Here is a 25,326-nt window from a genome sequence, read left to right as displayed (position 1 = left end):
ATAGCTCCCTTCTAGTGAAAGAAAGTTTCTCACCTAGTAATTGAGGAAAATTTTGGTACAAAGAATACCTAAAAGAATGGTTATTTTTCCTATTACCTACTAGTGTACACGAAAATGAAAAAATCATGTATAGTTTCGACAAGATAAAAGAAAAATATGGCATTCACCTGTCAGGATGGTAAATGCCACACAAATTTATACATGTTTAGACATTTCGTTTTTCCCAATCTGCTAAAAATTGGTCAATTCCTGCATTTGTTAACGGATGTTTGAACAATTGCATTAAAACTTTGTAAGGAATTGTCGCAATATGTGCTCCATTTTTTGCAGCTTCTGTTACGTGCATCGGATGACGAATAGATGCTGCAATAATTTCGGATGGAATGTCATGAATTGCAAAAATATCTGCAATATCTGAGATTAAATCGAGGCCATTAAAACCAATATCGTCTAACCTTCCCAAGAAAGGCGATACGTAAGTAGCACCTGCTCTTGCTGCCATTAACGCTTGGTTAGCTGAGAAAATAAGCGTAACGTTTGTCTTAATACCTAAACTAGTAAATTCTTTTACTGCTTTTAAGCCATCTGGAGTCATCGGTACCTTGATTGTAATATTCGGCGCAATCGCAGCAAGCTCTTTTCCTTCGCGAATCATGCCTTCTGCATCAAGCGCAATCACTTCTGCACTTACAGATCCTTCAACGAACTCTGTAATTTCACGAAGACGATCTTCAAACGTGATGTTCTCTTTAGCTACTAAACTAGGATTTGTTGTAACCCCCGCTAACAAACCTAATGAATGCGCTTCCTTAATCTCGTCTAAATTAGCCGTATCAATAAAAAACTTCATGAATGCCATCCCCCTGTGTTATGTATTCAGAATGATAAGAAAATTATAGTAAAAATAAAACCGCCTTACAATAAAAATAAGACGGTTTTATTTTTCAGACTCAACTAACTGCAAACAGGCCATCCGAAGATTTCAAATTATGCTTTGTTAGAAGAACCGAATTCACGCATTTTACCTTGAACCGTTTCTTTGATTGCTTCGCGAGCAGGTCCTAAGTATTTACGTGGATCATATTGTTCAGGTTGCGCAGCTAATACTTCACGAACAGCTTTAGCTGAAGCAATTTGGTTTTCAGTGTTTACGTTGATTTTAGCAGTACCTAAAGAAACTGATTTTTGGATATCTTTTGTTGGAATACCAGTTCCACCGTGTAGAACTAATGGTAAGCCTGTACGATCTCCGATTTCTTTCATTTCAGCAAAACCTAGGTTTGGTTCACCTTTGTATGGTCCGTGAACTGATCCTAATGCTGGAGCTAAGCAATCGATACCTGTACGGTTAACAAGTTCTTCACACTCGTTAGCATCTGCATAGATAACACCCTCAGCAATAACGTCGTCTTCTTGTCCACCAACAGTTCCTAGTTCTGCTTCTACAGATACTCCGTGGAAGTGAGCTAGTTCAACTACTTTAGAAGTAATTGCAATGTTTTCTTCAAATGGGTGGTGAGAAGCATCGATCATTACAGAAGTGAATCCAGCATGGATTGCTTTTGCACATGATTCAAAGCTTGAACCGTGGTCTAAGTGAATTGCAACTGGTACTTGAACGTCGTAATCTTCGATTAGAGCTTCAACCATTGCTACAACAGTTTTGAAACCGCCCATGTAGCGTGCTGCACCTTCAGATACACCAAGAATAACTGGAGAGTTTTCTTCTTTTGCTGCTTGAAGAATAGCTTGAGTAAACTCTAAGTTATTTAAGTTAAATTGACCTACTGCATAGCCTTGTTCTTTTGCTGTAATAAGCATTTCTTTCATTGATACTAAAGGCATATTGAAATCCTCCTTAAAATCAACCTTAGATTAGATGCTAACCAAAAGGCACACTCAAATAGTATGCTCTTGAATTGAGTGTTTCATGTAGAAACAACGCGCATCTTTACATAATAGATTGTCGAATTATGAATACAGTAATTAGGATACCAACTAACAATGAAAACAGCAACATTTTTAGGCTGATATTCAAAATTTGTTAGGATGAAAACCCTACCAAAACCTTAATTCGACTTTACTGGTATATATTCCCTAACAACTTTGCGGATTTCATCAATATCAAAAGGTTTTGCAAAGTGAGTTAACGCTCCTAGATCTTTTGCTTCTTGAATCATATCCAATTCACCATAAGCGGTCATAATGATGACTTTAATCGTTTCATCGTGCTGCTTTAACCTTTTTAAAATTTCGATTCCATCCATTCCTGGAATTTTCATATCTAATAAGACAAGATCCGGTGCTTGCTCTTTTGTAATATCAATCGCCTGGAAGCCGTTCGCCGCTTGAAATGTCGTATAGCCTTCTTTTTGCAGCACTTCCGTTAATAAAATACGTATACCATACTGATCATCAACAATTAAAATTTTCTCTGCCAATATAATCCCACCTTTTATATTCCTCTTCTACAGACAAAACTAACATATGTATTTCGCCTTTAAAACAAAAATCCCTGCTAATTAGAGAAATTGTTACAAAACATAGCTTTTTTTGTCATCCATCTAACTTCATTGCACTTTACTTTCATTGTAGCTCATTTCAAGATAGAATACAGATAGCTTTTTTCGTTATAATGTGTAGATAGACGGCTTTAGCCGCTTAAATCGAAGGGAGATTCTATGCTTAAAATTTTCACAACTCAACTTTCAGGTTTTTTTAAACGAATTGAAGAACAAGAAGAATTCCAATTTGAAGATGCCGCGCGTATTTTAGCACAGGCCTCTGTCGGAGAAGGATTTATCTATATTTATGGTGTAGAAGAAATGCATGCCGTTACACTAGAAGCACTAAGCAGTGCAGAACCTTTAAGTCAGGCAAAACCTTTGCCTTTACATGAATTGGATCAGCTGACTAGCGTCGATCGCGTACTGCTTGTCTCTCGATTTTCAACAGATCACAAAGCTGTGGAAATAGCTGAACGTTTAAAGAAACGCGATATTCCATTTGTCAGCATTGCTGCTGTCCCTAAAGAAATAACCGAACCTTCTTTAACAGCACTCGCAGATGCTCATATTGATACAAAATTGTTAAAGCCCCTTATTCCTGGAGAAGACGGCTCAAGATTTGGTTTTCCAGCAATGATGGTCGCTTTATACGCGTACTACGGTTTAATTTTTACATTAAAAGAAATCGTAGAAGAATATGAATAAAAAACACGCTGTCTAAAGACAGCGTGTTTTTATTTCACTTATTTGTTTTGGCCTGACTCCATTGATGCGCGAATAAATTCTTTGAACAATGGTTGCGGTCTTGTTGGACGAGACGTGAATTCTGGGTGGAATTGTGAAGCCAAGAACCATGGGTGGTCTTTAAGCTCTACAATTTCAACTAAACGGCCATCCGGGCTTGTACCAGAGAAGATAAAGCCTTTCTCTTCCATTTGCTGGCGATATTCGTTGTTAAATTCATAGCGGTGACGATGACGCTCATACACCACTTCATCTTGATATGCTTCATATGCAAGCGTATCTTCAGACAATTTACAAGGATATAATCCTAAGCGTAATGTACCACCTAAGTCTTCTACGTCTTTTTGTTCCGGTAATAAGTCGATAATTGGATAATTTGTTTCAGGTGCAATTTCTGCTGAATGTGCGCCTTCTAATCCTAATACATTGCGTGCAAACTCAACTGATGCTAGCTGCATACCTAAACAAATACCTAAGAATGGAACTTTTTGCTCACGTGCATATTGTGTTGCCACAATTTTACCTTCGATTCCACGATCCCCAAATCCACCTGGAACTAAGATACCGTCTACATCACCAAGTAAATCTTGAACATTTTCTTTTGTTACAAATTCAGAATTTACCCACTTGATATTTACATCTGCATCGAATGCATATCCAGCATGTTTCATTGCTTCTACAACAGAAATATAAGCATCTTGAAGCTCTACATACTTACCAACTAATGCAATTTTTGTTGTGTTTGAAAGTCCTTTTACTTTCTCAACAAGTGCTTTCCACTCAGTCATTTCTGCCTCTTTGCAATCTAATTTCAAGTGATCGCATGTGATTTGATCTAAGTGCTGCTCTTGTAGAGATAGTGGAATTTCATATAATGTTTCAGCGTCTGCACACTCAATAACTGCTTTTGGATCAATGTCGCAGAATAAAGCTAGCTTATCTTTCATATCTTCAGAAATTGGCATTTCTGTACGAACAACAATCACGTTTGGCTGAATACCTAAGCTACGTAATTCTTTTACACTATGCTGTGTTGGTTTTGTTTTCATTTCACCAGCCGCTTTTAAATATGGCACAAGTGTACAGTGAATATACATAACGTTGTCACGGCCAATATCGCTTTTGATTTGACGAATAGCCTCTAGGAAAGGAAGTGATTCAATATCTCCTACCGTTCCGCCGATTTCAGTAATAACAACATCTGCGTTTGTTTCTTTGCCTGCACGGAAAACGCGTTCTTTAATTTCATTTGTGATGTGCGGAATAACCTGAACTGTTCCGCCTAAATAATCACCGCGACGCTCTTTTTTCAATACTGTTGAATATACTTTACCTGTTGTTACATTGCTGTAGCGATTTAAGTTGATATCGATAAAACGCTCATAGTGACCTAAGTCTAAGTCTGTTTCCGCGCCGTCATCTGTTACGAATACCTCACCGTGTTGGTATGGACTCATTGTTCCTGGGTCTACGTTAATGTATGGATCAAACTTTTGAATCGTTACGTTCAACCCACGGTTTTTTAATAAACGGCCTAAAGAAGCTGCTGTAATCCCTTTTCCTAGAGATGATACAACACCGCCTGTTACGAAAATATACTTTGTCATCTATACTTCCCCCTCTAAATAATTTGAACTGTACAATATTAAAAGTTTTCACATAAACAATCACAATTCATTCATTGTGCATGCGAAATTATAAGAAACCTTATGAATGTGAAACGTTCAAGAACCAAAAGAAAGTTTCTATCAAGGATTTATAAGAACATATCGGGGTGTAAAACATTGATAAATAAAATAAAAAAATTGCTCCCAATACCAAAACTGGATTGGGAGCAATAGTCTATTTTAAATAAAAACTTTTTAAATGCTTGTTTAAAGAGCCCAAAAAAGATTCTACCTACTTCGCTTGAAAAAGTCAAGAAGGATTATTTTTCTTTTTCGTCCTCATAATCGTCTTCTTCATCTTCCTCATCATCGTCTAGATCATCTTCTAAATCGTCAAAATCGTCTTCTGCAAGATCATCTTCATCTTCTTCTAGCTCGTCGATGTCTTCAAAATCTTCTTCTTCGTCTAGATCGTCAACATCTTCATAATCTAAATCTTCTTCTAGATCATCAAAGTCTTCAACTTCTTCAACAACAGCTTTTTTCGCTTTTTTCTTTTTAGGTTTTGCAACCGGAATAACTTCTTCTTCAGCCTGGTCAAAAGGATACCATCCACGAAGACCCCAATGGTTGTCCCCTACTGTTAAAAAGCGACCATCAATATTAATATCTGTATAAAACTGAGCTAATCTCGTTTTTAATTCTTGATCTGACATTTCCGCTGCTGCTTTAATTTCAGCAATAATTTCTTGGAATGACATTGCTTGACGATCTGTTTTTTCTTCTAGAAGCGCGTAAGCAATCTCAATCATCGACATTTCTTTTAAATCCGTTTTTGAGTACTGTGCTAAACTCAAATCTGGCACATCCTTTCTATGGCTATGTATATCGAAAATCTATTAAATCAATTCATCATATGTGTAAATGATGGAAACGAATAAATACATACCATTCATTATAAACAAATTCAATACATTTATGCTAGCCTCGTTTCTAAAATTCTCGAGAATTTCGCATAAAACAACGAAAAAATAGACATTTTATTACTATAATACATTCTACTTGATACACCAACAGTATCCTTTGACCAAAAGGAATTCACCATCAGTTATTCTGAGTCCGTTAGGGTTAAGTCTATAAAAGCCGCGATGACCAAAAATAGTCATCGCGGCTTTTAATATATCACTATATACTAACGATACATTATTACATATTTCGACGATATTGCCCACCGCATTCATATAAAGCTCGCGTAATTTCTCCTAAGCTGGCTACTTTAACAGTCTCCATTAACTCTTTGAAAATGTTCTCTCCTTCTGTTGCAGCTTTCTTTAACCTTTTCAGCGCGTCTTCTCTTTTTTCTTCATGCTGCTGTTGAAACTTCTGAAGCTGATTAATTTGATGATTTTTTTCTTCTTTTGATGCGCGGGCTAACTGCATGTCATCAACTGAGGAACTTTCCTCTTCATTTGGATTAATATACGTATTTACTCCTATAATAGGTAAAGCTCCCGTATGTTTTTGCATCTCGTATTCCATCGATTCATCTTGAATCTTACCTCGCTGATACTGCATTTCCATCGCACCTAAAACGCCGCCTCGATCATTTAAGCGTTGAAATTCAGCCAATACCGCTTCTTCTACCAAGTCTGTTAGTTCATCAATAATAAAAGAGCCCTGTAATGGATTTTCATTCTTAGTGAGTCCATGCTCTTTTGTAATGATTAGTTGAATGGCCATCGCTCTACGTACAGATTCCTCTGTCGGTGTTGTAATTGCTTCATCATACGCATTGGTATGAAGAGAGTTGCAGTTGTCATGAAGAGCCATTAAGGCTTGGAGCGTCGTACGTATATCATTAAAATTAATTTCCTGTGCATGAAGCGATCGGCCGGATGTTTGAATATGATACTTAAGCTTTTGACTGCGTTCATTTGCGCCGTATTTATCACGCATCACAATTGCCCATATTCTTCTTGCCACACGTCCAATAACCGTGTATTCAGGGTCAAGTCCATTACTAAAGAAAAACGATAAATTAGGAGCAAAATCATCAATATGCATCCCTCGGCTTAAGTAATATTCCACGTACGTAAAACCGTTGGCTAATGTAAACGCGAGCTGAGAAATTGGATTCGCCCCTGCTTCAGCAATATGATAGCCTGAAATAGACACAGAATAATAGTTGCGCACTTTCTCGTCAATAAAGTACTGCTGAATATCTCCCATCATTTTTAACGCAAATTCTGTGGAAAAAATACACGTATTTTGGCCTTGATCTTCTTTTAAAATATCCGCTTGAACGGTTCCTCTTACTTGTTTCAACGTACCCGATTTTACTTCCTCGTATTCCTGTTCCGTTAAAGGACGCTTTAATTCTTCTTCTTTCTTTTCTACCTGCTGGCTGATAGCTGTATTCATAAACATAGCTAATAATATCGGAGCCGGCCCATTAATCGTCATCGAAACGGAAGTCGAAGGATGGCAAAGATCAAATCCCTTATACAAAAGTTTCATATCATCAAGCGTACAGACATTTACGCCGCTTTCGCCAATTTTCCCGAAGATATCCGGCCTTGGATCCGGATTTTCTCCATAAAGCGTTACAGAATCAAACGCTGTACTTAAACGCTTGGCCTCATCATCTTTTGACAAATAGTGAAAGCGGCGATTGGTTCGTTCTGGTGTTCCTTCACCTGCGAATTGACGCTTAGGATCTTCACCTTTTCGTTTGAACGGAAAAACACCTGCTGTGTATGGAAATGCACCTGGCACGTTTTCTTTATAAAGAAAACGAAGAACTTCCCCGTATTCATCAACCTTTGGAAGGGCCACGCGCGGAATACGCAGTCCTGATAGCGTATCAACTTGCAAAGACGTTTTAATTTCTTTATTTCTTACCTTTGTAATAAGTTCTTCTTGCCGATACTGACTTTTTAATTTAGGCCAGTTTTCCAGCTTTTCAATCGATTCGGCCGTTAGCTGTTTTTGATATTTCTCCTTTAGCTGAGTGAGCTCTTGCTTGGCTGTTTCTGTTTCCACTTCTTCGAGAGCACCCTCTAGCTGATAAAATTTACGCGCTGTTTGCGCTTGAACGTCCGTATTGCGGTGATAAGAGCGAACGCTGTTTACAATCTCCTGTAAATATTGCTGTTGATCATTAGGAATGATGGTATATTTCTTTTCACTTACGCGCTCTGATGATTTTTCTACGTGCCAAGACGTACGGTATGTTTGATACAGATGATTTACAAGATCTTCAAATAAAATATTTGTTCCCCCGTCGTTGAACTGACTCGCGATTGTTCCGTAAATTGGCATCGTAGAGAGACTATTTTCAAACAGCTGATGATTGCGCTGATATTGACGCTGCACTTGTTTTTTTGCGTCTTCGGAACCTTTTTTTTCAAATTTATTGATGACAATAAAGTCTGCGTAATCAATCATTTCAATCTTTTCTAACTGCGACGGCGCGCCAAATTCGCTTGTCATGACATAAAGAGAGACGTTTGCAATATCTTTAACTTGAGCATCAGCTTGCCCGATGCCGCTTGTTTCGACAATGATAATGTCGAAGCCCGCTTTTTTCACGACGGCAATTCCATCTCGAATGGCCGCCGATAGCTCATGTCCAGATGAACGCGTGGCCAAACTTCTCATATACACACGGGGAGACGCTGCGATGTTCATGCGAATTCGATCCCCAAGAAGCGCTCCTCCAGTCTTTTGTTTAGTTGGATCAACGGATAAAACAGCTACATGAATATCTGGGATATGTTCAATAAACCTTCTTACTAATTCATCCGTAAGCGAACTTTTCCCCGCTCCTCCTGTTCCTGTGATTCCAATAACCGGTATTTTTTGATCTGTCTCGCTGTCGATTACACTTTCTCGTATTTCTTCAAGAGCGGCTGCATGCTCTTTTGTGTATTCATAGGCTTCATTTTCAGCACATGTAATAAGCTGGGCAATTAAACGGTCATTAGCCGGCGTTAAGGTTCGATCATTCGGCAGTGCAGGGGGATTTGTGTAATAACAATCATCGATCATGAATTGAATCATGCCTTCTAACCCCATTTTTCGTCCATCTTCCGGAGAAAAGATTTTAGAGATGCCGTAATCATGAAGCTCTTGAATCTCACTCGGAATAATTACCCCGCCGCCGCCGCCATAAATTTTAATATGAGAAGCCTGTTGTTCTTGGAGTAAATCGTACATATACTTAAAATATTCTACATGGCCGCCTTGGTAAGAAGAAATGGCGATCCCCTGAACATCCTCTTGTATGGAAGCGTTAACAATTTCTTCGACAGATCGGTTATGCCCCAGATGAATGACTTCTACCCCCTTGGCTTGAAGAATCCGTCTCATAATATTAATAGACGCATCGTGGCCGTCAAACAGGCTAGAAGCGGTTAAAAAACGAAGCGGTCTTTTGCTTGTATTCAAACTGTCTCCCCCTCACACAGTTGTTGAAATGAAAAATTTTTAAGTAAAAAATCCAACTGCATATTTGTATATTCTTCTAGTGAATAATGCTTTTGCAGCCACCATCTGCGAAATGCCCACATCTGACCTTGAACAAATAAATGATGAGCAAACAGCGAAATTTCTTTATCCGTAAGTGCAAATTGATTGTTTTCTACGCAGCCTTCGATAATAACCTTAAACATTTCAACCATATCCAGCTCTTTTTTTAATACATATGGAAGCGCATCTTTAGACAGCGATTTCGCTTCTTGGTACATGACTAATACTTCATCTTGAAGCTCATCTACAACTTTAAAATAGTGTTGAATCGCTTGTTGAAGCTCAGCGATTGTATAACGATCCACTACCATCTCTTCTAATCGCTCTCTCACTTCGTCGTAAATGTTGTCACATACAAGATATAAAACATCTTCTTTAGATTGAATATATTCGTAAAGTGTACCGATACTGAACCCAGCGGCTTTGGCAATTTCCCTTGTTGTTGTTCGGTGAAAACCTTTTTCCTTAAATAGCGTGACGGCCCCTTTAATCATTTGATTACGACGCTCTACAATCAGCTTTTCATCTTTAATGGATGTGAGAACTTCTCTCTTTTTCATTTTTTCACCTCTCCTACAACAAGTGTTTTATTTAGCAAGATACCTAGAAATGACGAGACGCTGAATTTCTTGTGTACCCTCATAAATTTGCGTGATTTTTGCATCTCTCATAAAACGTTCTACTGGATAATCTTTTGTATAACCGTACCCTCCAAATACTTGAACAGCTTCTGTCGTTACTTTCATTGCTGTATCCCCAGCATATAATTTTGACATGGCTGATTCTTTGCCGTATGGCAGCCCTTGAGACTCGAGCCAAGCAGCTTGATAGGTTAACAGTCTGGCAGCTTCTATACTCGTGGCCATGTCGGCTAACTTAAACGCAATTCCTTGCTGAGAAATAATGGGCTTTCCAAATTGCTGACGTTCCTTTGCATAAGCCACCGCCGCATCTAACGCTCCTTGAGCAATTCCTACCGCCTGCGCTGCAATACCATTTCGGCCGCCATCTAGCGTCATCATGGCAACTTTAAATCCTTCTCCTTCATTTCCTAGCAAATTTTCTTTTGGAACACGGCAATCCTCGAAAATAATTTCTGTGGTAGGTGAAGAGCGAATGCCCAGTTTCTTTTCTTTTTTACCAACTGAAAATCCCGGCATATCTTTTTCAATAATAAAAGCGCTCGTGCGTTTTTCATTAGGATCGATGCGAGCAAATACGACGTAAATATCCGCTTCGCCGCCGTTTGTAATAAAGATTTTAGAACCATTTAAAATATAATCTTCTCCGTCCTTTACAGCGAGCGTTCTCATTCCTCCTGCGTCTGATCCAGCACTCGGTTCCGTTAACCCATAAGCACCTATTTTCTCACCCGTTGCCATAGGTTTCAGGTATTTTTGTTTTTGTTCTTCTGTTCCGAATGTATAGATTGGCCAGCCGGCAAGAGAAGTATGAGCCGACAACGTAACGCCTGTTGATGCACATACTCTAGATAGTTCTTCAACGGCAATGCAATAAGCTAGATAGTCACTGCCGATTCCTCCGTATTGCTCTGGCCATGGAATACCTGTTAATCCTAGATCAGCCATTTGTGTAAAGATTCCTCTGTCAAAACGCTCTTCTTCATCTCGTTGTGCAGCTGTCGGAGCCACTTCGTTTTTGGCAAAGTCTCGCACCATTTTTCGAATCATTTCGTGCTCTTCTGAAAGTTTAAAAAACATGATTATTCCCCCTATAGTTGACTGCTAATGACAATGCGCTGAATTTCGCTTGTACCTTCGTAGATTTCGCACACTTTGGCGTCACGAAAATACCTCTCTACTGGATAATCTTTCATATAACCATAGCCTCCCAAAACTTGAATCGCATCGATTGCTACATTCATAGCCGTCTGGGAAGCAAACAATTTCGCCATTGAGGCTTCTTTTTTGCAAGGAAGTTTTTGATCATATAAAAAAGCGGCTCTGTACATTAAAAGCTTCGCTGATTCAACAGCCGTTTCCATATCAGCCAGCTTAAAGGCAATTCCCTGCTGAGATAAAATCGGCTTTCCAAATTGATATCGTTCATTTGCATAGTTTTTGGCTGCCGTTAACGCACCTTCAGCAATTCCTACCGCCTGAGCAGCAATACCAATTCTTCCAGCATTTAAATTAGCCATAGCAATTCGAAATCCTTCACCTTCTTCTCCGAGACGATTTTCTACAGGCACCTGCATATTTTCAAAGTGCAGTTGAACCGTTCGAGAACCGTGAAGACCCATCTTATGTTCATCTTTTCCTACTGAAAATCCCTCCATCGTCTTTTCAACGATAAAGGCGCTCATCCCTCTCGACCCGCGTTCGGGATTCGTTTTAGCAAATACAATATATGTATCCGCTTCTCCCCCGTTTGTAATGAAAAGCTTTGACCCATTTAAAAGATAGTGGTCTCCTTTTCGTTCTGCTTTTGTTTTTAGGCTTGCGGCATCAGACCCTGCACTAGGTTCTGTTAGGCAAAAAGCACCTAAATATTCACCTGTCGCAAGTTTTTTTACATACTTTTGTTTTTGATCTTCCGTCCCAAATACGACAATAGGATTCGTACCTACAGAAGTATGAACAGACAAAATGACGCCGAGGGCTGGACTTGCTTTTGATATTTCGTGGATGGCAATCATGTATGACACAAAGTCCAGTCCACCTCCTCCGTATGTTTGAGGAACGGGAATGCCCATCAGGCCAAGATCAGCCATCTGCTTTAATAAACCTCGAGGAAATTCACCCTTTTCCATGTTTGGCACAGCCGCAGCGACTTCTTTTTCACTAAAATCAGCTACCATCTTTTTAATCATGTGTTGTTCAGACGTAAAAAAGATCATTTTGCCACTCCTTTATGTTTCGTACGTAAAAAATCCTTTTCCTGTTTTTCGACCAAGCCATCCTGCCTTTACATATTTCCTAAGCAATGGACAAGGACGATATTTGTCATCACCAAACCCTTTATGGAGCGTTTCCATAATAAACAAACATGTATCGAGGCCGATGAAATCTGCTAATGTCAAAGGTCCCATTGGATGGTTCATTCCTAGTTTCATCACTTGATCAATATCCTCTTCGTTTGCTACACCTTCATAGAGCGTAAACACAGCTTCGTTAATCATTGGCATTAAAATTCGATTTGAAACAAACCCTGGAAAATCATGAACTTCCACCGGGGTTTTATTTAATTTTTTTGTTGTTTCATAGACTGCTTGATACACTTCATCAGCAGTAGCCAGCCCTCTAATAATTTCAACGAGCTTCATCACGGGAACAGGATTCATAAAGTGCATGCCAATTACTTTTTCAGGTCGAGTGGTCACAGCTGCAATTTCAGTAATAGGAAGCGAAGACGTGTTGGTTGCTAAAATAGTATGACTCGGGGCTAACGAATCCAACTCCGCAAAAATGGCTTGCTTGACTTCCATCTTTTCCACAACCGCTTCGACGATTAAATCTGCTTTTTGTGCTGCTGTTATTTCATTTGCCAAGTGAAGGCGCTCCATAATCCCTTCATATTCCTTAGCTGAGAGAGAACCTTTTTCCACCTGTTTTTTCAGACGTTTATCAATACCTTCTATTCCTTTTTGTGTATTTTTTTGATCAACGTCATACAAAGAAACTTGATATCCGCTCGCAGCAAATACTTGCGCAATGCCTGCTCCCATCTGACCTGCTCCAATAACCATAACTGTTTCAATATTCAAGTTGATTTCCCCCTTTTACACTTCTACCATGATGGCATCACCTTGGCCGCCGCCGCTGCAAATAGAAGCAATGCCTAGTCCGCCGCCTCGTCGTCTTAATTCATGAATGAGCGTTACAACAATACGGGCGCCGCTTGCTCCAATCGGATGTCCAAGTGCCACTGCCCCGCCGTTCACATTTACTCTTTCAGCCGGAAGCCCTGCAATCTCCATACTCATTAATGCTACTGCTGAAAAAGCTTCATTGATTTCAAACAGCGCAATATCGTCTACTGTCTTCTTTGTTTTTTGCAGTAGCTTGTTAATAGCAAACCCAGGCGTTTTCGGAAATTCCCTTGGCTCCATCGCAAGAGAAGTATGGTTTATAATCGTAGCCAACGGCTCATAGCCATTTGCTTTCGCCACATCTTCATCCATTAGCATGAGCGCAGCTGCTCCGTCATTCACGCTAGGTGCATTTCCTGCTGTAATGGTTCCACTGTGGCCAAATACAGGCCGAAGAGACGAGAGTTTTTCTAACGACGTATCTTTTCTTGGTCCTTCATCTTTTTGAACCGTTATCGTTCCTTTTTTAGACGGAATATCAACTGAAATTCTTTCTGCATCCCATCTCCCTTTTTCTTCTGACTCTACCGCTAATTGATGACTGCGAAGCGCCCATTCATCCTGCTTTTCTCGGGAAATATTCATTTCAGAAGCTATTTGATTTCCATACGTACCCATTTGCACCCCTGTAAAGCTGCATGTCAAACCGTCATGAACCATCAAATCCGTCACCACGCTATCTCCCATCCGGAATCCCCATCTTGCTTTTGGAAGAAGATACGGCGCGTTACTCATCGATTCCATTCCACCTGCAATGATTGTTTTTGCTTCTCCTAATCGAATCAGCTGATCAGCAGTTGTAATACTGCGCATACCCGATGCACAAACTTTATTAATGGTTTCCGTCTCTACTTGCCACGGTAAACCTGCATAATGCATGGCTTGCCTAGAAGGTAGCTGTCCTTGGCCCCCTTGCAGCACGCACCCCATAATAACGGAATCAATTTCTGTACGTCCCTTTGATGCTGCTTGAATCGCTCTCCCCCCTAGTTCTGCCGCTTTTAGTCCGCTTACGCTGCCACCTAATTTTCCAAAAGGTGTTCGAACTGCACTCACAATAACTGTTTTCCCCACTATTGTTTCCTCCCCTTTTTCCTACTCTTTGTCCTTGCCGATTGAACGCTTGCTCAATTTCCTTTCTTTAAAAAGTAGAGATGAATACCATCTCTACTTCTCCTTTATGAAACCTGTTCTTGCACGTCACCATAAATTGACTTTTCAAGCAGTTCTGCTACGTCATACGTATGAACCTTTTCTTCTACTTCTTTTGCTTTTGTTCCGTCACTTAGCATCGTTAAGCAGTACGGACAACCTGAACTGATAATGCTTGGATTAACGGCTAAGGCTTGTTCCGTGCGCGCTACGTTAATGCGCTGGCCGGTCGTTTCTTCCGTCCACATTAACCCTCCTCCTGCTCCACAGCACATACCATTTTCACGGTTGCGATCCATTTCAATCAAACTAACACCTGGAATCGCTTTCAAAATTTCTCTTGGTGGACTGTATACTTCGTTATATCTTCCTAAATAACAGGAATCATGGAAGGTAATTTTTTCATTAACCGCATGTTTTGGTGTCAGCTTACCTTCTTTCATCAACATAGCTAATAATTCTGTGTGATGATACACTTCTCCTTCAAAACCGAAATCTGGATATTCATTTTTGAAGATATTGTAAGCATGTGGATCAATCGTAACAATTTTTTTGATTTCATTTTTTTCAAATTCAGCGATATTTTTAGAAGCTAACTCTTGGAATAAAAATTCATTGCCCAACCTGCGGGGCGTATCACCAGAATTTTTTTCTTTATTTCCTAAAATCGCAAATGAAACACCAGCTTCATTGAGAAGCTTAGCAAACGATAGAGCGATTTTTTGACTGCGGTTATCATAAGATCCCATCGAACCTACCCAGAACAAATACTCAAACGTTTCACCCGCTTTACTTACTTCTTTAACAGTCGGAATGTGAACATCTTCTCTTACATGTCGCCATTCTTCACGCTCTTTTCGGTTTAATCCCCAAGGGTTTCCTTGACGCTCAATATTCGTCATGGCACGCTGAGCATCCGCGTCCATCTTTCCTTCGGTTAATACTAAAAAACGTCGTAAATCTATGATCTTATCTACATGCTCGTTCATTACGGGACATTGATCTTCACAGTTTCGGCACGTTGTACATGCCCAAATTTCTTCTTCCGTAATGACATCTCCAATTAGGGCGGGATTATATTCCGCTGTTGCTGCGGCTTCTGCTCCGCCTTGGCTGGCCGCCATCATCGCCAGCTGATTTCCTTTTGTTTTAGAGAATGCATACGTAGGAACCCAAGGAGCCTTAGATGTCACAACCGCTCCTTTTTCTGTTAAGTGATCGCGCATCTTCAAAATTAAATCCATTGGAGACAAAATTTTCCCCGTACCCGTTGCCGGACACATATTCGTACATCGACCGCATTCTACACAGGCATATAAATCAATGAGCTGATGCTGCGTGAATTCTTCAATCTTACCAACCCCAAACGTCTCCTGCGTCTCATCTTCAAAATCAATCTTTTCAAGCTTACCTGGCTTAGAAACACGGTTAAAAAATACGTTAGCCGGTCCAGCCAGTAAATGAGCATGTTTTGATTGAGGAACATATACTAAAAACGTCAATAACACGGCTAAGTGAATCCACCATGAAACATAAAAAATGGAGATAGCGGCAGTATCATTGATTCCCTTAAACAAGATGGCAATAGATGACGCAATCGGTTCTGTCCATGCTGGTTCATGATTATGCCAGATGATTGACATGCCGTTTCCAACAAGCACTGACAGCATAAGTGCTCCAATAAAAATCAGTACTAAACCAGATTTAAATCCTCTTTTTAAACGCACAAGCTTTTCTACATAGCGACGGTGAAAAGCCCAGACAACTGCTACTAAAATCAAAAACGTCACAATTTCTTGGAAAAATGTAAAGCCGGGATATAAAGGTCCAAGCGGCAAATGTTTACCTGGAAGCAAACCTTTTATAATGAAGTCTAACGCGCCGAACTGAACTAAAATAAACCCATAAAAAAACATGACGTGCATAATTCCACTTTTTTTATCTTTTAACAGTTTCTTTTGTCCAAACACATTCACCCAAATTTTTTGCAGCCTTTCTTTTAACCGCTGATCAAATTCAACTTTTTTTCCTAATTGAATGTACTCAATGCGTGTGCGAATTAAATATACAAACAAAGAGATAGCGTAAGCGGTTACAATAATAAAAAAGAGAAAATTCACCCACAGCAACCCTGTCATCTCGTCCCCTCCTTGAATAATTTGTTACCTTTCTTTCCTCCTGACGACTAAATTTTCTGATAATATATCTGTTTTCATTGTATATAATGAATGAGCATTCAGTCAATATCTTTTCGTTCTTTTGTTCATATTCTATTTAAACAAGGTGACACTAAGAACAACATAAAATGTATTTACATCGGGAAAAGAGGTGACATGATGAGCGGCATGATTGTGATTTTACTTTTTATTATTTTTATTGCTTGGCTTGCAATTGACCTTGGTGTTGGAAAGAAAGTATTTTCCCAGGCTGAAAATACTTTTCCAAAACGCCGTGCTTCTCTCTTTTTGTTCGCAGACGGGAATGTCTTGTATAAAGATTTATTTCACGAAATAGAAAATGCCTCTTCATTTATCCATTTATCGTTTTACATTGTACAAAATGATGAAATTAGCCAAGAATTTTTAGATTTACTAGTCCAAAAAGCACAGCAAAATGTTGAAGTCAGATTATTGGTAGACCGTGTAGGAAGCTATAAAATCAAGAAAAACAAAATTGCATTCTTAAAGAAACAAGGTGTTCATTTTGCTTACAGTCGAACGCTACGGTGGCCTTATTTGTTTTATACACTCAACGCACGCAATCACCGTAAAATGGCCGTTATTGATGGGAAAGTTGGCTACATTGGCGGTTTTAATATTGGAAGAGAATATTTAGGACTCGACGCCAAGCTTGGGGTGTGGAAAGATTACCACCTGCGTATGGAAGGGGAAGGTATACAAGACCTTCAAATGCAACTATTGAGCGACTGGTATGCTGCTACCGGCTTAGACCTGCGTAAAGTGAAAAGATACTTTCCACCAACCTCTGAAGGAGACTATGTTATTCAGCTAAAGTCGACTGAAGGTTTTTCACTTGAAGAAAGCTTTTTATCGATTATCAACCAAGCCAATAGGGAATTGTACATAGGTACTCCTTATTTTATTCCAAGTGAACCTTTGATGAATGCTTTACTCCAAGCTCGTGCACGGGGAGTAAAAGTTCATATTTTAATTCCAATGCGTGCAGATCAACCGCTTGTTCATCATGCTGCGTTTGCTTATCTTCCCACATTACTTCAAGCAGGTTGTATGATTTATCAATATTATTACGGTTTTTACCATGCCAAAGTATTAATTGCAGACAATGTTATCTGCGATGTAGGAACGGCTAATTTTGATAAAAGAAGCTTGTTCTTAAATGCTGAAATCAACTGTTTAATCTATGATGCAACGTATATTGAAGAAGTAAAGAACAGCTTTAAAGCTTGTATGGGGGAATGCCCAATTTTGTCTTTAGAAGATGTCAAAAACCGAAAATGGAGTGAAAAACTAAAGCAAGGATTTGCAACCTTTATTTCTCCGTTACTTTAATGAACGAAAAGAGGAAGATTTATCATGAAAATTAGATTTGGCTATGTATCACATGCCCTGTCGCTTTGGGACTGCTCACCTGCTAAAACCCTCACGTTTACTAGATGGGGAAAAATGAAAAAAGATGAGAGGCTGGATAAGCTTCATCACGTCACAAAACAAAATTTGAATCATACTAAGCGCGCTTTGCATTTTAATATTGCCCACGAAATTATGCTGTATCGATTGTCATCTTCTCTTGTCCCTTTAGCTACTCATCCTGAAGTAGCTTGGAATTACATTGATGCGTTCCAAGAAGACTGGTCAGAGATAGGAGAATTGATTCGGAATCATCAGCTGCGCGTGAGTTTTCACCCCAATCAGTTCACATTATTTACAAGCGACAAAAAACACATTACAGAAAATGCGGTAAAAGATATGGATTATCACTATAGAATGCTTGAAGCGATGGGAGTAGCTGATCGAGCTCTTATTAATATTCATGTAGGAGGAGCTTATGGCAATAAAGAAAAAGCGATTGGTCGATTTCATGAAAACATTCAAACGCTGCCGCCTGCCATTAAAAAGCGCATGACTCTTGAAAACGATGATAAAACATACACAACTGAAGAAACATTAGCCGTATGCGAAAAAGAGAAAGTCCCTCTCCTCTTTGATTATCACCACCATAAAGCAAATGAAGGAGAAGAACCTCTTGACCTATTGCTCCCTCGTATCTTTGACACGTGGAAACATATCGGATTAAAACCAAAAGTACATATCTCTTCTCCTAAATCTGAAAAAGAATTTAGAAGTCACTCTGATTATGTCTCAACTGATTTCATCGCACCTTTTTTGCAAATAGCTAAAGATATGGGACAAGATTTTGACGTAATGATTGAAGCAAAGTTAAAAGATAAAGCGCTGCTAAAATTAGTGGAAGATTTAGCATCAATGAGAGGAGTAAAGCGTACGGGAGGCGCCACGCTTGTTTTTTAAATAAAAAAAGAGCCAAGAGGCTCTTTTTTTATTTACATTTTTTCAGGTGCTGAAACACCAATTAGTTTTAAGGAGTTTTGAAGCGTTACTTGAACAGCTTTCACTAGTTCAATACGCGCTTTACTTGTTTCTATATTATCGCTGTCTAATACTTTTTCTGCATTATAGAAGCTATGGAACGTAGAAGCAAGATCAAATACATAGTTCGTAATGCGGTGCGGAATACGTTTTGTTGCTGCTTCCGCTACGGCCTGAGGGAACTCTCCGATTTTCTTCAGCAGTTCCATTTCTTTTTCTGCACTAATTAATGAAAGGTCGGTGCCAGATGTTGATTGAATCCCCATCTCTTCACCTTGACGAAGAATACTGCAAATACGGGCATGAGCATATTGCGCGTAGTATACAGGATTTTCATTAGATTGAGAAACAGCTAAATCTAAATCAAAGTCTAAATGTGTATCCGCACTTCTCATCGCAAAGAAGTAGCGAGTTGCATCAAGGCCTACCTCTTCTACTAGGTCACGCATTGTTACTGCTTTACCTGTACGTTTGCTCATCTTCATTTTTTCGCCATTTTGATACAGTTGAACCATTTGAATAATTTCTACTTCCAGCGTATCTTTTTCATAACCAAGCGCTTGAATCGCTGCTTTCATACGAGGAATATATCCATGGTGGTCGGCTCCCCAAATATTAATTAGCTTATCAAATCCGCGTTGAATTTTGTCTTGGTGATACGCAATATCTGGCGTTAAGTACGTAAATGAACCGTCATTTTTAATTAACACACGGTCTTTATCATCACCAAATGTTGTAGAGCGGAACCACGTAGCACCTTCTTCTTCATATACGTGGCCTTGTTTTTTCAACGTTTCAAGTGCAACTGAAATTTTATCATTTTTATAAAGAGACGTTTCAGAATACCATACGTCAAATTTCACACGGAACTGTTCAAGATCACGCTTTAATTTAGCTAACTCATAATCTAATCCGTATTGACGGAAGAATTCAAAACGCTCTTCTTCAGAGGCGTTTACATACTTGTCTCCGTGCTCTTTTGCTAACTCTTTTCCGATGTTTATAATATCAGCACCATGATAGCCGTCTGCAGGCATTTCTTTCTCTAAACCAAGAGCCTGCATGTAGCGTGCTTCTACTGAATAAGCCAGGTTATTAATTTGGTTACCAGCATCATTGATATAGTATTCACGTGACACATCGTAACCTGCTTTTTCAAGAACATTACATAATGAGTCTCCAACTGCAGCACCGCGGGCATGTCCTAAATGTAAATCTCCTGTCGGATTAGCTGAAACAAACTCAACCTGTACTTTTTGTCCGTTCCCTACGTTTGTCTCACCGTATGCTTCACCAGCTTTTATAATCGTTGGAATAAGCTCTGTTAAATAAGAGTTATTCATATAAAAGTTGATGAATCCAGGGCCTGCAATGTCAATTTTTTCGATAGATGCTTTTGATTTATCGAAGTTTGCTACAAGCTCTTCAGCGATAACACGCGGTGCTTTTTTGGCAATACGAGCTAGCTGCATAGCCATATTGGTAGAATAATCACCATGTGTTTTATCTTTTGGTGTTTCTAATAGAACTTCTGGAAGTTCTGCTTTTTCAGCAAGTCCTGCTTTGACCACAGCATCTTGAATTTCAGCTTTTAATTTTTGCTGCACTTGTTCGACGATGTTCATTTTTTCTCCTCCTTGAATGTAATGGTTAACGCATATTTCCCGGTAGGCTGACCCTGTACTTCTAGATCATACGTTAAAAATAACCGACCCTTTTGAGTCATTTGTTTATATTCAATGTTATGAGCGAATGTTAGTAAATCCATACGTCCATAAGGGCTTATATAAGTTCCTTCGATCTGTACCTTTTTACGAAACGATTGCTTCATTTGAACAGCACCAGTTCGGTTAATTGATACTTCGTCTTCGCTAATTTTTACCATTGTTTTAATATCTCCGATTTCCTCTTGGCGCTCTGTGTATGTAAGATAAATTTTCGATCCTTTTTCATAATACATACCTTTTGCATTTACCGATGTTGTCTCTTTTCGGTGACCATCACGGATATCCGTCACAATTTTAACTTCAATGGGTTTTTTGACTTCTGAAGCGTTACTCACAAAAGACACTTCCTTATTAAAATGAATACGTTATAACTTAAATAGTATAAACATTCTAAAGAAAGAATTCAATAATACTTCAAAGGAAATATGATAGATAAGCCGAGAATTCCTTTTTTCACTGTGTTTGACGTACTCACATATTTCAAACAAAAAAGGCGGCCGTAGGCGGCCGCCTTTTTACTTTATTTATTTCTTTTGAACCCAGCCTAAGATCATTTCGCGAATAAGCTTGCTTGCTGTATTAGCTGTTTGTTCAGACGGATCATAAATTGGAGCTACTTCGACTAAATCTCCTCCGACAATACGAAGATCTGATTTAGCAATTGCGTGAATAGAAGCTAAAAGCTCTTTTGATGTGATACCGCCTGCATCTACTGTTCCTGTACCAGGAGCGTGCGCTGGATCTAATACATCGATATCAATTGTTACATAAACAGGACGACCTGCAAGTGTTGGTAGAATCTCTTTTAACGGCTCTAGAACTTCAAATTTTGAAATATGCATACCGTTTTCTTTTGCCCATTGAAATTCTTCTTTCATTCCTGAACGAATACCAAATGAATAAACATTCTCCGGTCCGATTAGTTCAGCAACTTTACGAATTGGAGTGGAATGAGAAAGTGGTTCTCCTTCATACTCTTCACGAAGGTCTGTGTGAGCATCCATATGGATAATGGCTAAATCCGGGTATTTTTTATACATAGCTTTCATAACAGGCCAAGAAACCAAATGCTCTCCGCCCATGCCTAATGGGAACTTGTCCGCTGCTAAAAGCTGGTCGATATACTCTTCAATTATGTTCAAGCTGCGCTGAGGATTCCCAAATGGAAGTGGAATATCTCCTGCATCAAAATATTTCACTTCTTCTAGCTCCCGATCTAAATACGGGCTGTATTCTTCTAATCCAATTGATACTTCACGAATACGAGTTGGGCCAAATCGTGAACCTGGACGATAGCTAACTGTCCAGTCCATTGGCATTCCGTAAAGAACCGCTTCACTTTCTTCAAAAACAGGGTGACTGCCAATAAATACATTACCTGAATAAGCTTCATCAAAACGCATATTTTGTTCCTCCTTCATTACTCATAGAAAAGATGCCAGCCTTAAACCTCTGGCATCTCACTTGTATGTGATAACTTATTTAATAAGATCTTGCACAAATTTAGGTAAGGCAAATGCCGCTTTGTGCAATTCTTTTGTGTAATATTTTGTATCAATATCAAAGAAACGATCTTCGCTTACTTCCAATGGATCATGTTTCTTTGAGCCCATTGTAAATGTCCATAAACCGCTTGGGTATGTTGGAATATTTGCTACGTATAGACGTGTAATCGGGAAGATTTCTCTTACATCACGCTGAACATTTGAGATAAGTTCTGGCGTGAACCAAGGGTTGTCCGATTGAGCAACAAAGATACCATCTTCTTTAAGTGCTTTTGAGATACCTGCATAGAATCCTTTTGTAAATAAATTCACAGCTGGACCTACTGGCTCTGTTGAATCCACTAAAATGACATCGTATTCGTTCTCGCTTTTAGCGATGTGCATAAATCCGTCATCTACTTGTACATCAACACGAGGATCTTCTAGTTTACCCGCAATTGAAGGTAAGAATTTTTTTGAGTACTCAATAACTTTTCCATCGATATCAACTAACGTCGCTTTTTTTACGCTTGGGTGTTTTAAGATTTCACGGATTACGCCTCCGTCTCCTCCACCTACAACTAGTACGTTTTCTGGATTTGGATGCGTAAATAACGGTACATGTGCAACCATTTCATGATAAACGAACTCATCTTTTTCTGTTGTCATAACCATACCGTCAAGTAGGAGCATGTTACCAAACTCTTCTGTTTCAACCATGTCTAATTTTTGAAACTCCGTTTGCTCTGTATGTAAAGTGCGATTAATTTTAGCTGTAATACCAAAGTTCTTTGTTTGCTTTTCTGTGAACCATAATTCCATTTCAAAATCTTCCCTTCTATTTTGAGAATTAACCTATGCATAGATTACCCTAACATAATTTATACAAACATGAAAAAAGTATAGATGAATTCAGCAAAAAAGCAAGTAAAATTTTTAGCAATGGAGGTTTAAAACCTCCTTTTCTATTTCATACTGATGATAGATACAAGCTTTAGAATCTACTTGCACCGCTCTTTTAATAGAATTTTGTTGTGTTGAAAGCAACATGTACGGTGCATAGTGACACATATTGGTGGTGAATGGAAATGGAAACGGTATTAACCGAACATTTAAAAAAGGCAAGACGCATCTTCCGAATTCTTCTCGTCCTTGGTATATTAGCGGGGGCTTTATTGTTGTTTGCCTACATAAGTATCTTTCTCTACGCCAAAATCGCTGGCCCTCCTCCGCTAAACGTTTCTCAAACAGCTGTTTTCTACTCAGCAAACGGTAAAGTTCTTGATGAAGTTCACAATGGACAAAAGCGCTACTGGGTTTCACTTAATCAAATTTCACCTTACGTAAAAGATGCGACTTTAGCCGTTGAAGATAAGCGCTTCTACGAGCATCACGGCTTTGATATGCATCGAATCGCCGGAGCAATTGTAGCTGATATAAAAGCTATGGGAAAAGTACAGGGTGCGAGTACTATTACTCAGCAGTATGCACGAAACTTGTTTTTAGAGCACGACAAAACGTGGACTCGAAAGCTTCAAGAAGCTCTGTATACGATTCGGTTAGAAATGAATTATAGCAAAGACCAAATTCTAGAAGGCTACATGAATACGATTTACTACGGCCATGGAGCTTATGGAATTGAAGCGGCAGCTAGGCTGTACTTTGATAAGCACGCCAAAAATTTGACGTTAAGTGAAGCGAGTATGTTAGCCGGTATTCCAAAAGGCCCTAGCTACTACTCTCCTCTTATTCATCAGGAAAATGCAAAAAAACGACAAAATATCATTTTATCTCTCATGAAAGAGGATGGAATTATTACGTCGAAGCAAGCAACAAAAGCGCTGGTAACTCCCCTAGCATTTTCAAAGCCTGCTGAAAAAGATCCTAACAAAGAAGACGCTTCTTACTTTATGGATGCAGCGCTAGCAGAATTAAAGCAAGATTTAGGCATTGATGAAACCATGATTTATACAAATGGACTTCGCGTTTATACAACGCTGGATGAAAAGATGCAGCGAACGGCAGAAGAAAAAATGAAAGATGTTATCAGCAGCTCTTCAGACGTACAAAGTGCATTTGTTGCGATGAACCCTAAAAATGGACAAGTGAAAGCTCTTATTGGTGGAAGAGATTATGAAAAGAGCCCGTTTAACCGCGCTACTCAAGCAGTAAGACAGCCTGGCTCAACGATGAAGCCATTTTTATACTATGCGGCATTAAAAGATGGTTTTACTGAATCCACTCCAATGAAAAGTGAAGAAACGACGTTCAAATTAGAAGATGGTGTTTCGACATACACGCCTAGTAACTATCACAATTATTATGCAGATGCGCCTATTACAATGGCTCAAGCCATCGCACTTTCAGACAATATTTATGCGGTCAAAACGCATTTGTTCATTGGGGAAAATCGCTTGATCGAAACCGCTAAAACACTTGGTATATCATCACCTTTAAAGAAAGTTCCATCTTTAGCTCTTGGAACTTCACCTGTCAAAGTCATTGATATGGTTAATGCGTACGGCATCTTTGCTAATGGCGGAAAAGAAATTCGTCCAACATTTATTAAACGAATTGAAACCCATGACGGAGAAGTTGTTTATCAAGCTCCTTCTGAACGGAAACAAGTCATTGATAGACGCTATGCTTTTCTTACTACCCATTTAATGACAGGCATGTTTAATCAAAAGCTAAATGGCTATACAACCGTCACAGGAAAGCCTATTTCTAAATATGTATCTCGTCCTTACGCGGGAAAATCCGGCACAACCTCTACGGATAGCTGGATGATTGGCTACTCTCCTCAGCTCGTTTCAGGCGTTTGGGTTGGATATGATCAAGGAAGGACAATGGATGATGTAGCTGAAAAAGGATACGCAAAAAAAATGTGGGCGCTATTTATGGAAGATGCTTTAAAAGGGAAGAAAAAAGAAAAGTTTAAAGCACCAAACGGATTAATGAGCGTCAACATTAATCCTCAAAATGGAAAGTTAGCATCCAAATCATGTCCTGTTCAATATAAAGCTTATTATTTAACTGGAACACAGCCTAAAACATATTGTACTGATCACATCGATCATGCAGCAAAAACGAAGAAAAAAGAGCGTGAAACAGAAGGTAAAAAATTTCACTGGTTCCCAAAATGGTTTGATTAAAA

Annotated in this window: 20 protein-coding genes; 4 read left to right on the top strand and 16 right to left on the bottom strand. The window is 39.1% G+C overall.

Features of this window, described 5'->3' with window-relative positions:
* Positions 1–205 precede the first annotated feature (205 nt).
* The 3 genes from fsa to ACMX9J_RS20080 all read right to left on the bottom strand — a co-directional run bounded on the left by fsa (position 206) and on the right by ACMX9J_RS20080 (position 2,444).
* Positions 206–850 carry a fructose-6-phosphate aldolase gene (gene fsa / locus ACMX9J_RS20090; RefSeq protein WP_013059825.1) on the bottom strand — a complete coding sequence of 215 codons (645 nt, stop codon included), beginning with the start codon at positions 848–850 and terminating at the stop codon, positions 206–208.
* 137 nt (positions 851–987) lie between these two features.
* Positions 988–1,845, bottom strand: a complete 858-nt coding sequence (locus ACMX9J_RS20085) for a class II fructose-bisphosphate aldolase (RefSeq protein ID WP_013059826.1) — start codon at positions 1,843–1,845, stop codon at positions 988–990.
* Between the two features lie 224 nt (positions 1,846–2,069).
* Positions 2,070–2,444: a response regulator gene (locus ACMX9J_RS20080; RefSeq protein ID WP_087944205.1), complete on the bottom strand. Its 375-nt coding sequence runs from the start codon at positions 2,442–2,444 to the stop codon at positions 2,070–2,072.
* A gap of 237 nt (positions 2,445–2,681) precedes the next feature.
* Here ACMX9J_RS20080 and ACMX9J_RS20075 point away from each other — a divergent pair, with 237 nt between their 5' ends.
* Positions 2,682–3,212 (top strand): DUF2529 family protein, encoded by a 531-nt coding sequence (locus ACMX9J_RS20075; protein ID WP_033580394.1) that lies wholly within the window; start codon positions 2,682–2,684, stop codon positions 3,210–3,212.
* Positions 3,213–3,250: 38 nt separating this feature from the next.
* Here ACMX9J_RS20075 and ACMX9J_RS20070 read toward each other — a convergent pair whose 3' ends face one another.
* The 9 genes from ACMX9J_RS20070 to ACMX9J_RS20030 all read right to left on the bottom strand — a co-directional run bounded on the left by ACMX9J_RS20070 (position 3,251) and on the right by ACMX9J_RS20030 (position 16,510).
* Positions 3,251–4,858: a CTP synthase gene (locus tag ACMX9J_RS20070; protein ID WP_033580393.1), complete on the bottom strand. Its 1,608-nt coding sequence runs from the start codon at positions 4,856–4,858 to the stop codon at positions 3,251–3,253.
* 320 nt (positions 4,859–5,178) lie between these two features.
* On the bottom strand, positions 5,179–5,715 hold the full coding sequence (rpoE, locus tag ACMX9J_RS20065; protein WP_033580392.1) for a DNA-directed RNA polymerase subunit delta: 537 nt from the start codon (positions 5,713–5,715) through the stop codon (positions 5,179–5,181).
* Positions 5,716–6,064: 349 nt separating this feature from the next.
* A complete protein-coding gene (icmF, locus tag ACMX9J_RS20060) occupies positions 6,065–9,307 on the bottom strand; it encodes a fused isobutyryl-CoA mutase/GTPase IcmF (protein ID WP_098112253.1) in 3,243 nt (1,080 codons plus the stop codon).
* Positions 9,304–9,948 (bottom strand): TetR/AcrR family transcriptional regulator, encoded by a 645-nt coding sequence (locus ACMX9J_RS20055; protein WP_014457745.1) that lies wholly within the window; start codon positions 9,946–9,948, stop codon positions 9,304–9,306. The genes icmF and ACMX9J_RS20055 overlap by 4 nt, the downstream gene beginning before the upstream one ends.
* Positions 9,949–9,975: 27 nt before the next feature.
* Positions 9,976–11,109, bottom strand: coding sequence for an acyl-CoA dehydrogenase (locus ACMX9J_RS20050; RefSeq protein WP_013059833.1), 1,134 nt, complete (start codon positions 11,107–11,109; stop codon positions 9,976–9,978).
* 11 nt (positions 11,110–11,120) lie between these two features.
* Positions 11,121–12,248, bottom strand: a complete 1,128-nt coding sequence (locus ACMX9J_RS20045) for an acyl-CoA dehydrogenase family protein (protein ID WP_176344911.1) — start codon at positions 12,246–12,248, stop codon at positions 11,121–11,123.
* A 12-nt stretch (positions 12,249–12,260) separates the two neighbouring features.
* Positions 12,261–13,115, bottom strand: coding sequence for a 3-hydroxybutyryl-CoA dehydrogenase (locus ACMX9J_RS20040; protein ID WP_033580390.1), 855 nt, complete (start codon positions 13,113–13,115; stop codon positions 12,261–12,263).
* A 15-nt stretch (positions 13,116–13,130) separates the two neighbouring features.
* Positions 13,131–14,294 carry an acetyl-CoA C-acetyltransferase gene (locus ACMX9J_RS20035; RefSeq protein ID WP_028411968.1) on the bottom strand — a complete coding sequence of 388 codons (1,164 nt, stop codon included), beginning with the start codon at positions 14,292–14,294 and terminating at the stop codon, positions 13,131–13,133.
* Between the two features lie 104 nt (positions 14,295–14,398).
* On the bottom strand, positions 14,399–16,510 hold the full coding sequence (locus tag ACMX9J_RS20030; RefSeq protein WP_028411967.1) for a (Fe-S)-binding protein: 2,112 nt from the start codon (positions 16,508–16,510) through the stop codon (positions 14,399–14,401).
* A 198-nt stretch (positions 16,511–16,708) separates the two neighbouring features.
* On the opposite strand from ACMX9J_RS20030, the gene cls reads away from it, so the two are divergent.
* On the top strand, positions 16,709–17,902 hold the full coding sequence (cls, locus tag ACMX9J_RS20025) for a cardiolipin synthase (protein ID WP_416226120.1): 1,194 nt from the start codon (positions 16,709–16,711) through the stop codon (positions 17,900–17,902).
* A gap of 24 nt (positions 17,903–17,926) precedes the next feature.
* A complete protein-coding gene (gene uvsE / locus ACMX9J_RS20020) occupies positions 17,927–18,880 on the top strand; it encodes a UV DNA damage repair endonuclease UvsE (protein WP_416226119.1) in 954 nt (317 codons plus the stop codon).
* A 32-nt stretch (positions 18,881–18,912) separates the two neighbouring features.
* On the opposite strand, the gene argS is transcribed toward uvsE, so the two are convergent.
* The 4 genes from argS to speE all read right to left on the bottom strand — a co-directional run bounded on the left by argS (position 18,913) and on the right by speE (position 22,991).
* A complete protein-coding gene (argS, locus tag ACMX9J_RS20015; protein WP_416226118.1) occupies positions 18,913–20,583 on the bottom strand; it encodes an arginine--tRNA ligase in 1,671 nt (556 codons plus the stop codon).
* On the bottom strand, positions 20,580–21,020 hold the full coding sequence (locus tag ACMX9J_RS20010) for a DUF1934 domain-containing protein (RefSeq protein WP_406902095.1): 441 nt from the start codon (positions 21,018–21,020) through the stop codon (positions 20,580–20,582). Before ACMX9J_RS20010 ends, argS begins: the two co-directional genes overlap by 4 nt.
* 189 nt (positions 21,021–21,209) lie before the next feature.
* Entirely contained in the window at positions 21,210–22,088 is an 879-nt protein-coding gene (gene speB, locus ACMX9J_RS20005) for an agmatinase (RefSeq protein ID WP_028411962.1), read from the bottom strand.
* Positions 22,089–22,163: 75 nt separating this feature from the next.
* The gene (gene speE, locus ACMX9J_RS20000; protein ID WP_013059843.1) at positions 22,164–22,991 is read right to left on the bottom strand and encodes a spermidine synthase; all 828 of its coding nucleotides are present in this window, start codon (positions 22,989–22,991) and stop codon (positions 22,164–22,166) included.
* A gap of 266 nt (positions 22,992–23,257) precedes the next feature.
* Between speE and ACMX9J_RS19995 the strand changes: the two genes are divergently transcribed.
* Positions 23,258–25,324, top strand: coding sequence for a transglycosylase domain-containing protein (locus ACMX9J_RS19995; RefSeq protein ID WP_028411961.1), 2,067 nt, complete (start codon positions 23,258–23,260; stop codon positions 25,322–25,324).
* Positions 25,325–25,326: the final 2 nt, after the last annotated feature.

It is taken from the genome of Priestia sp. RMT2NF4, assembly GCF_047872835.1.
Lineage (GTDB): Bacteria > Bacillota > Bacilli > Bacillales > Bacillaceae_H > Priestia > Priestia zanthoxyli.
The sequence above is the reverse complement of the archived record's forward strand: the minus strand, read 5'-3'. Positions and strand labels throughout refer to the sequence as shown.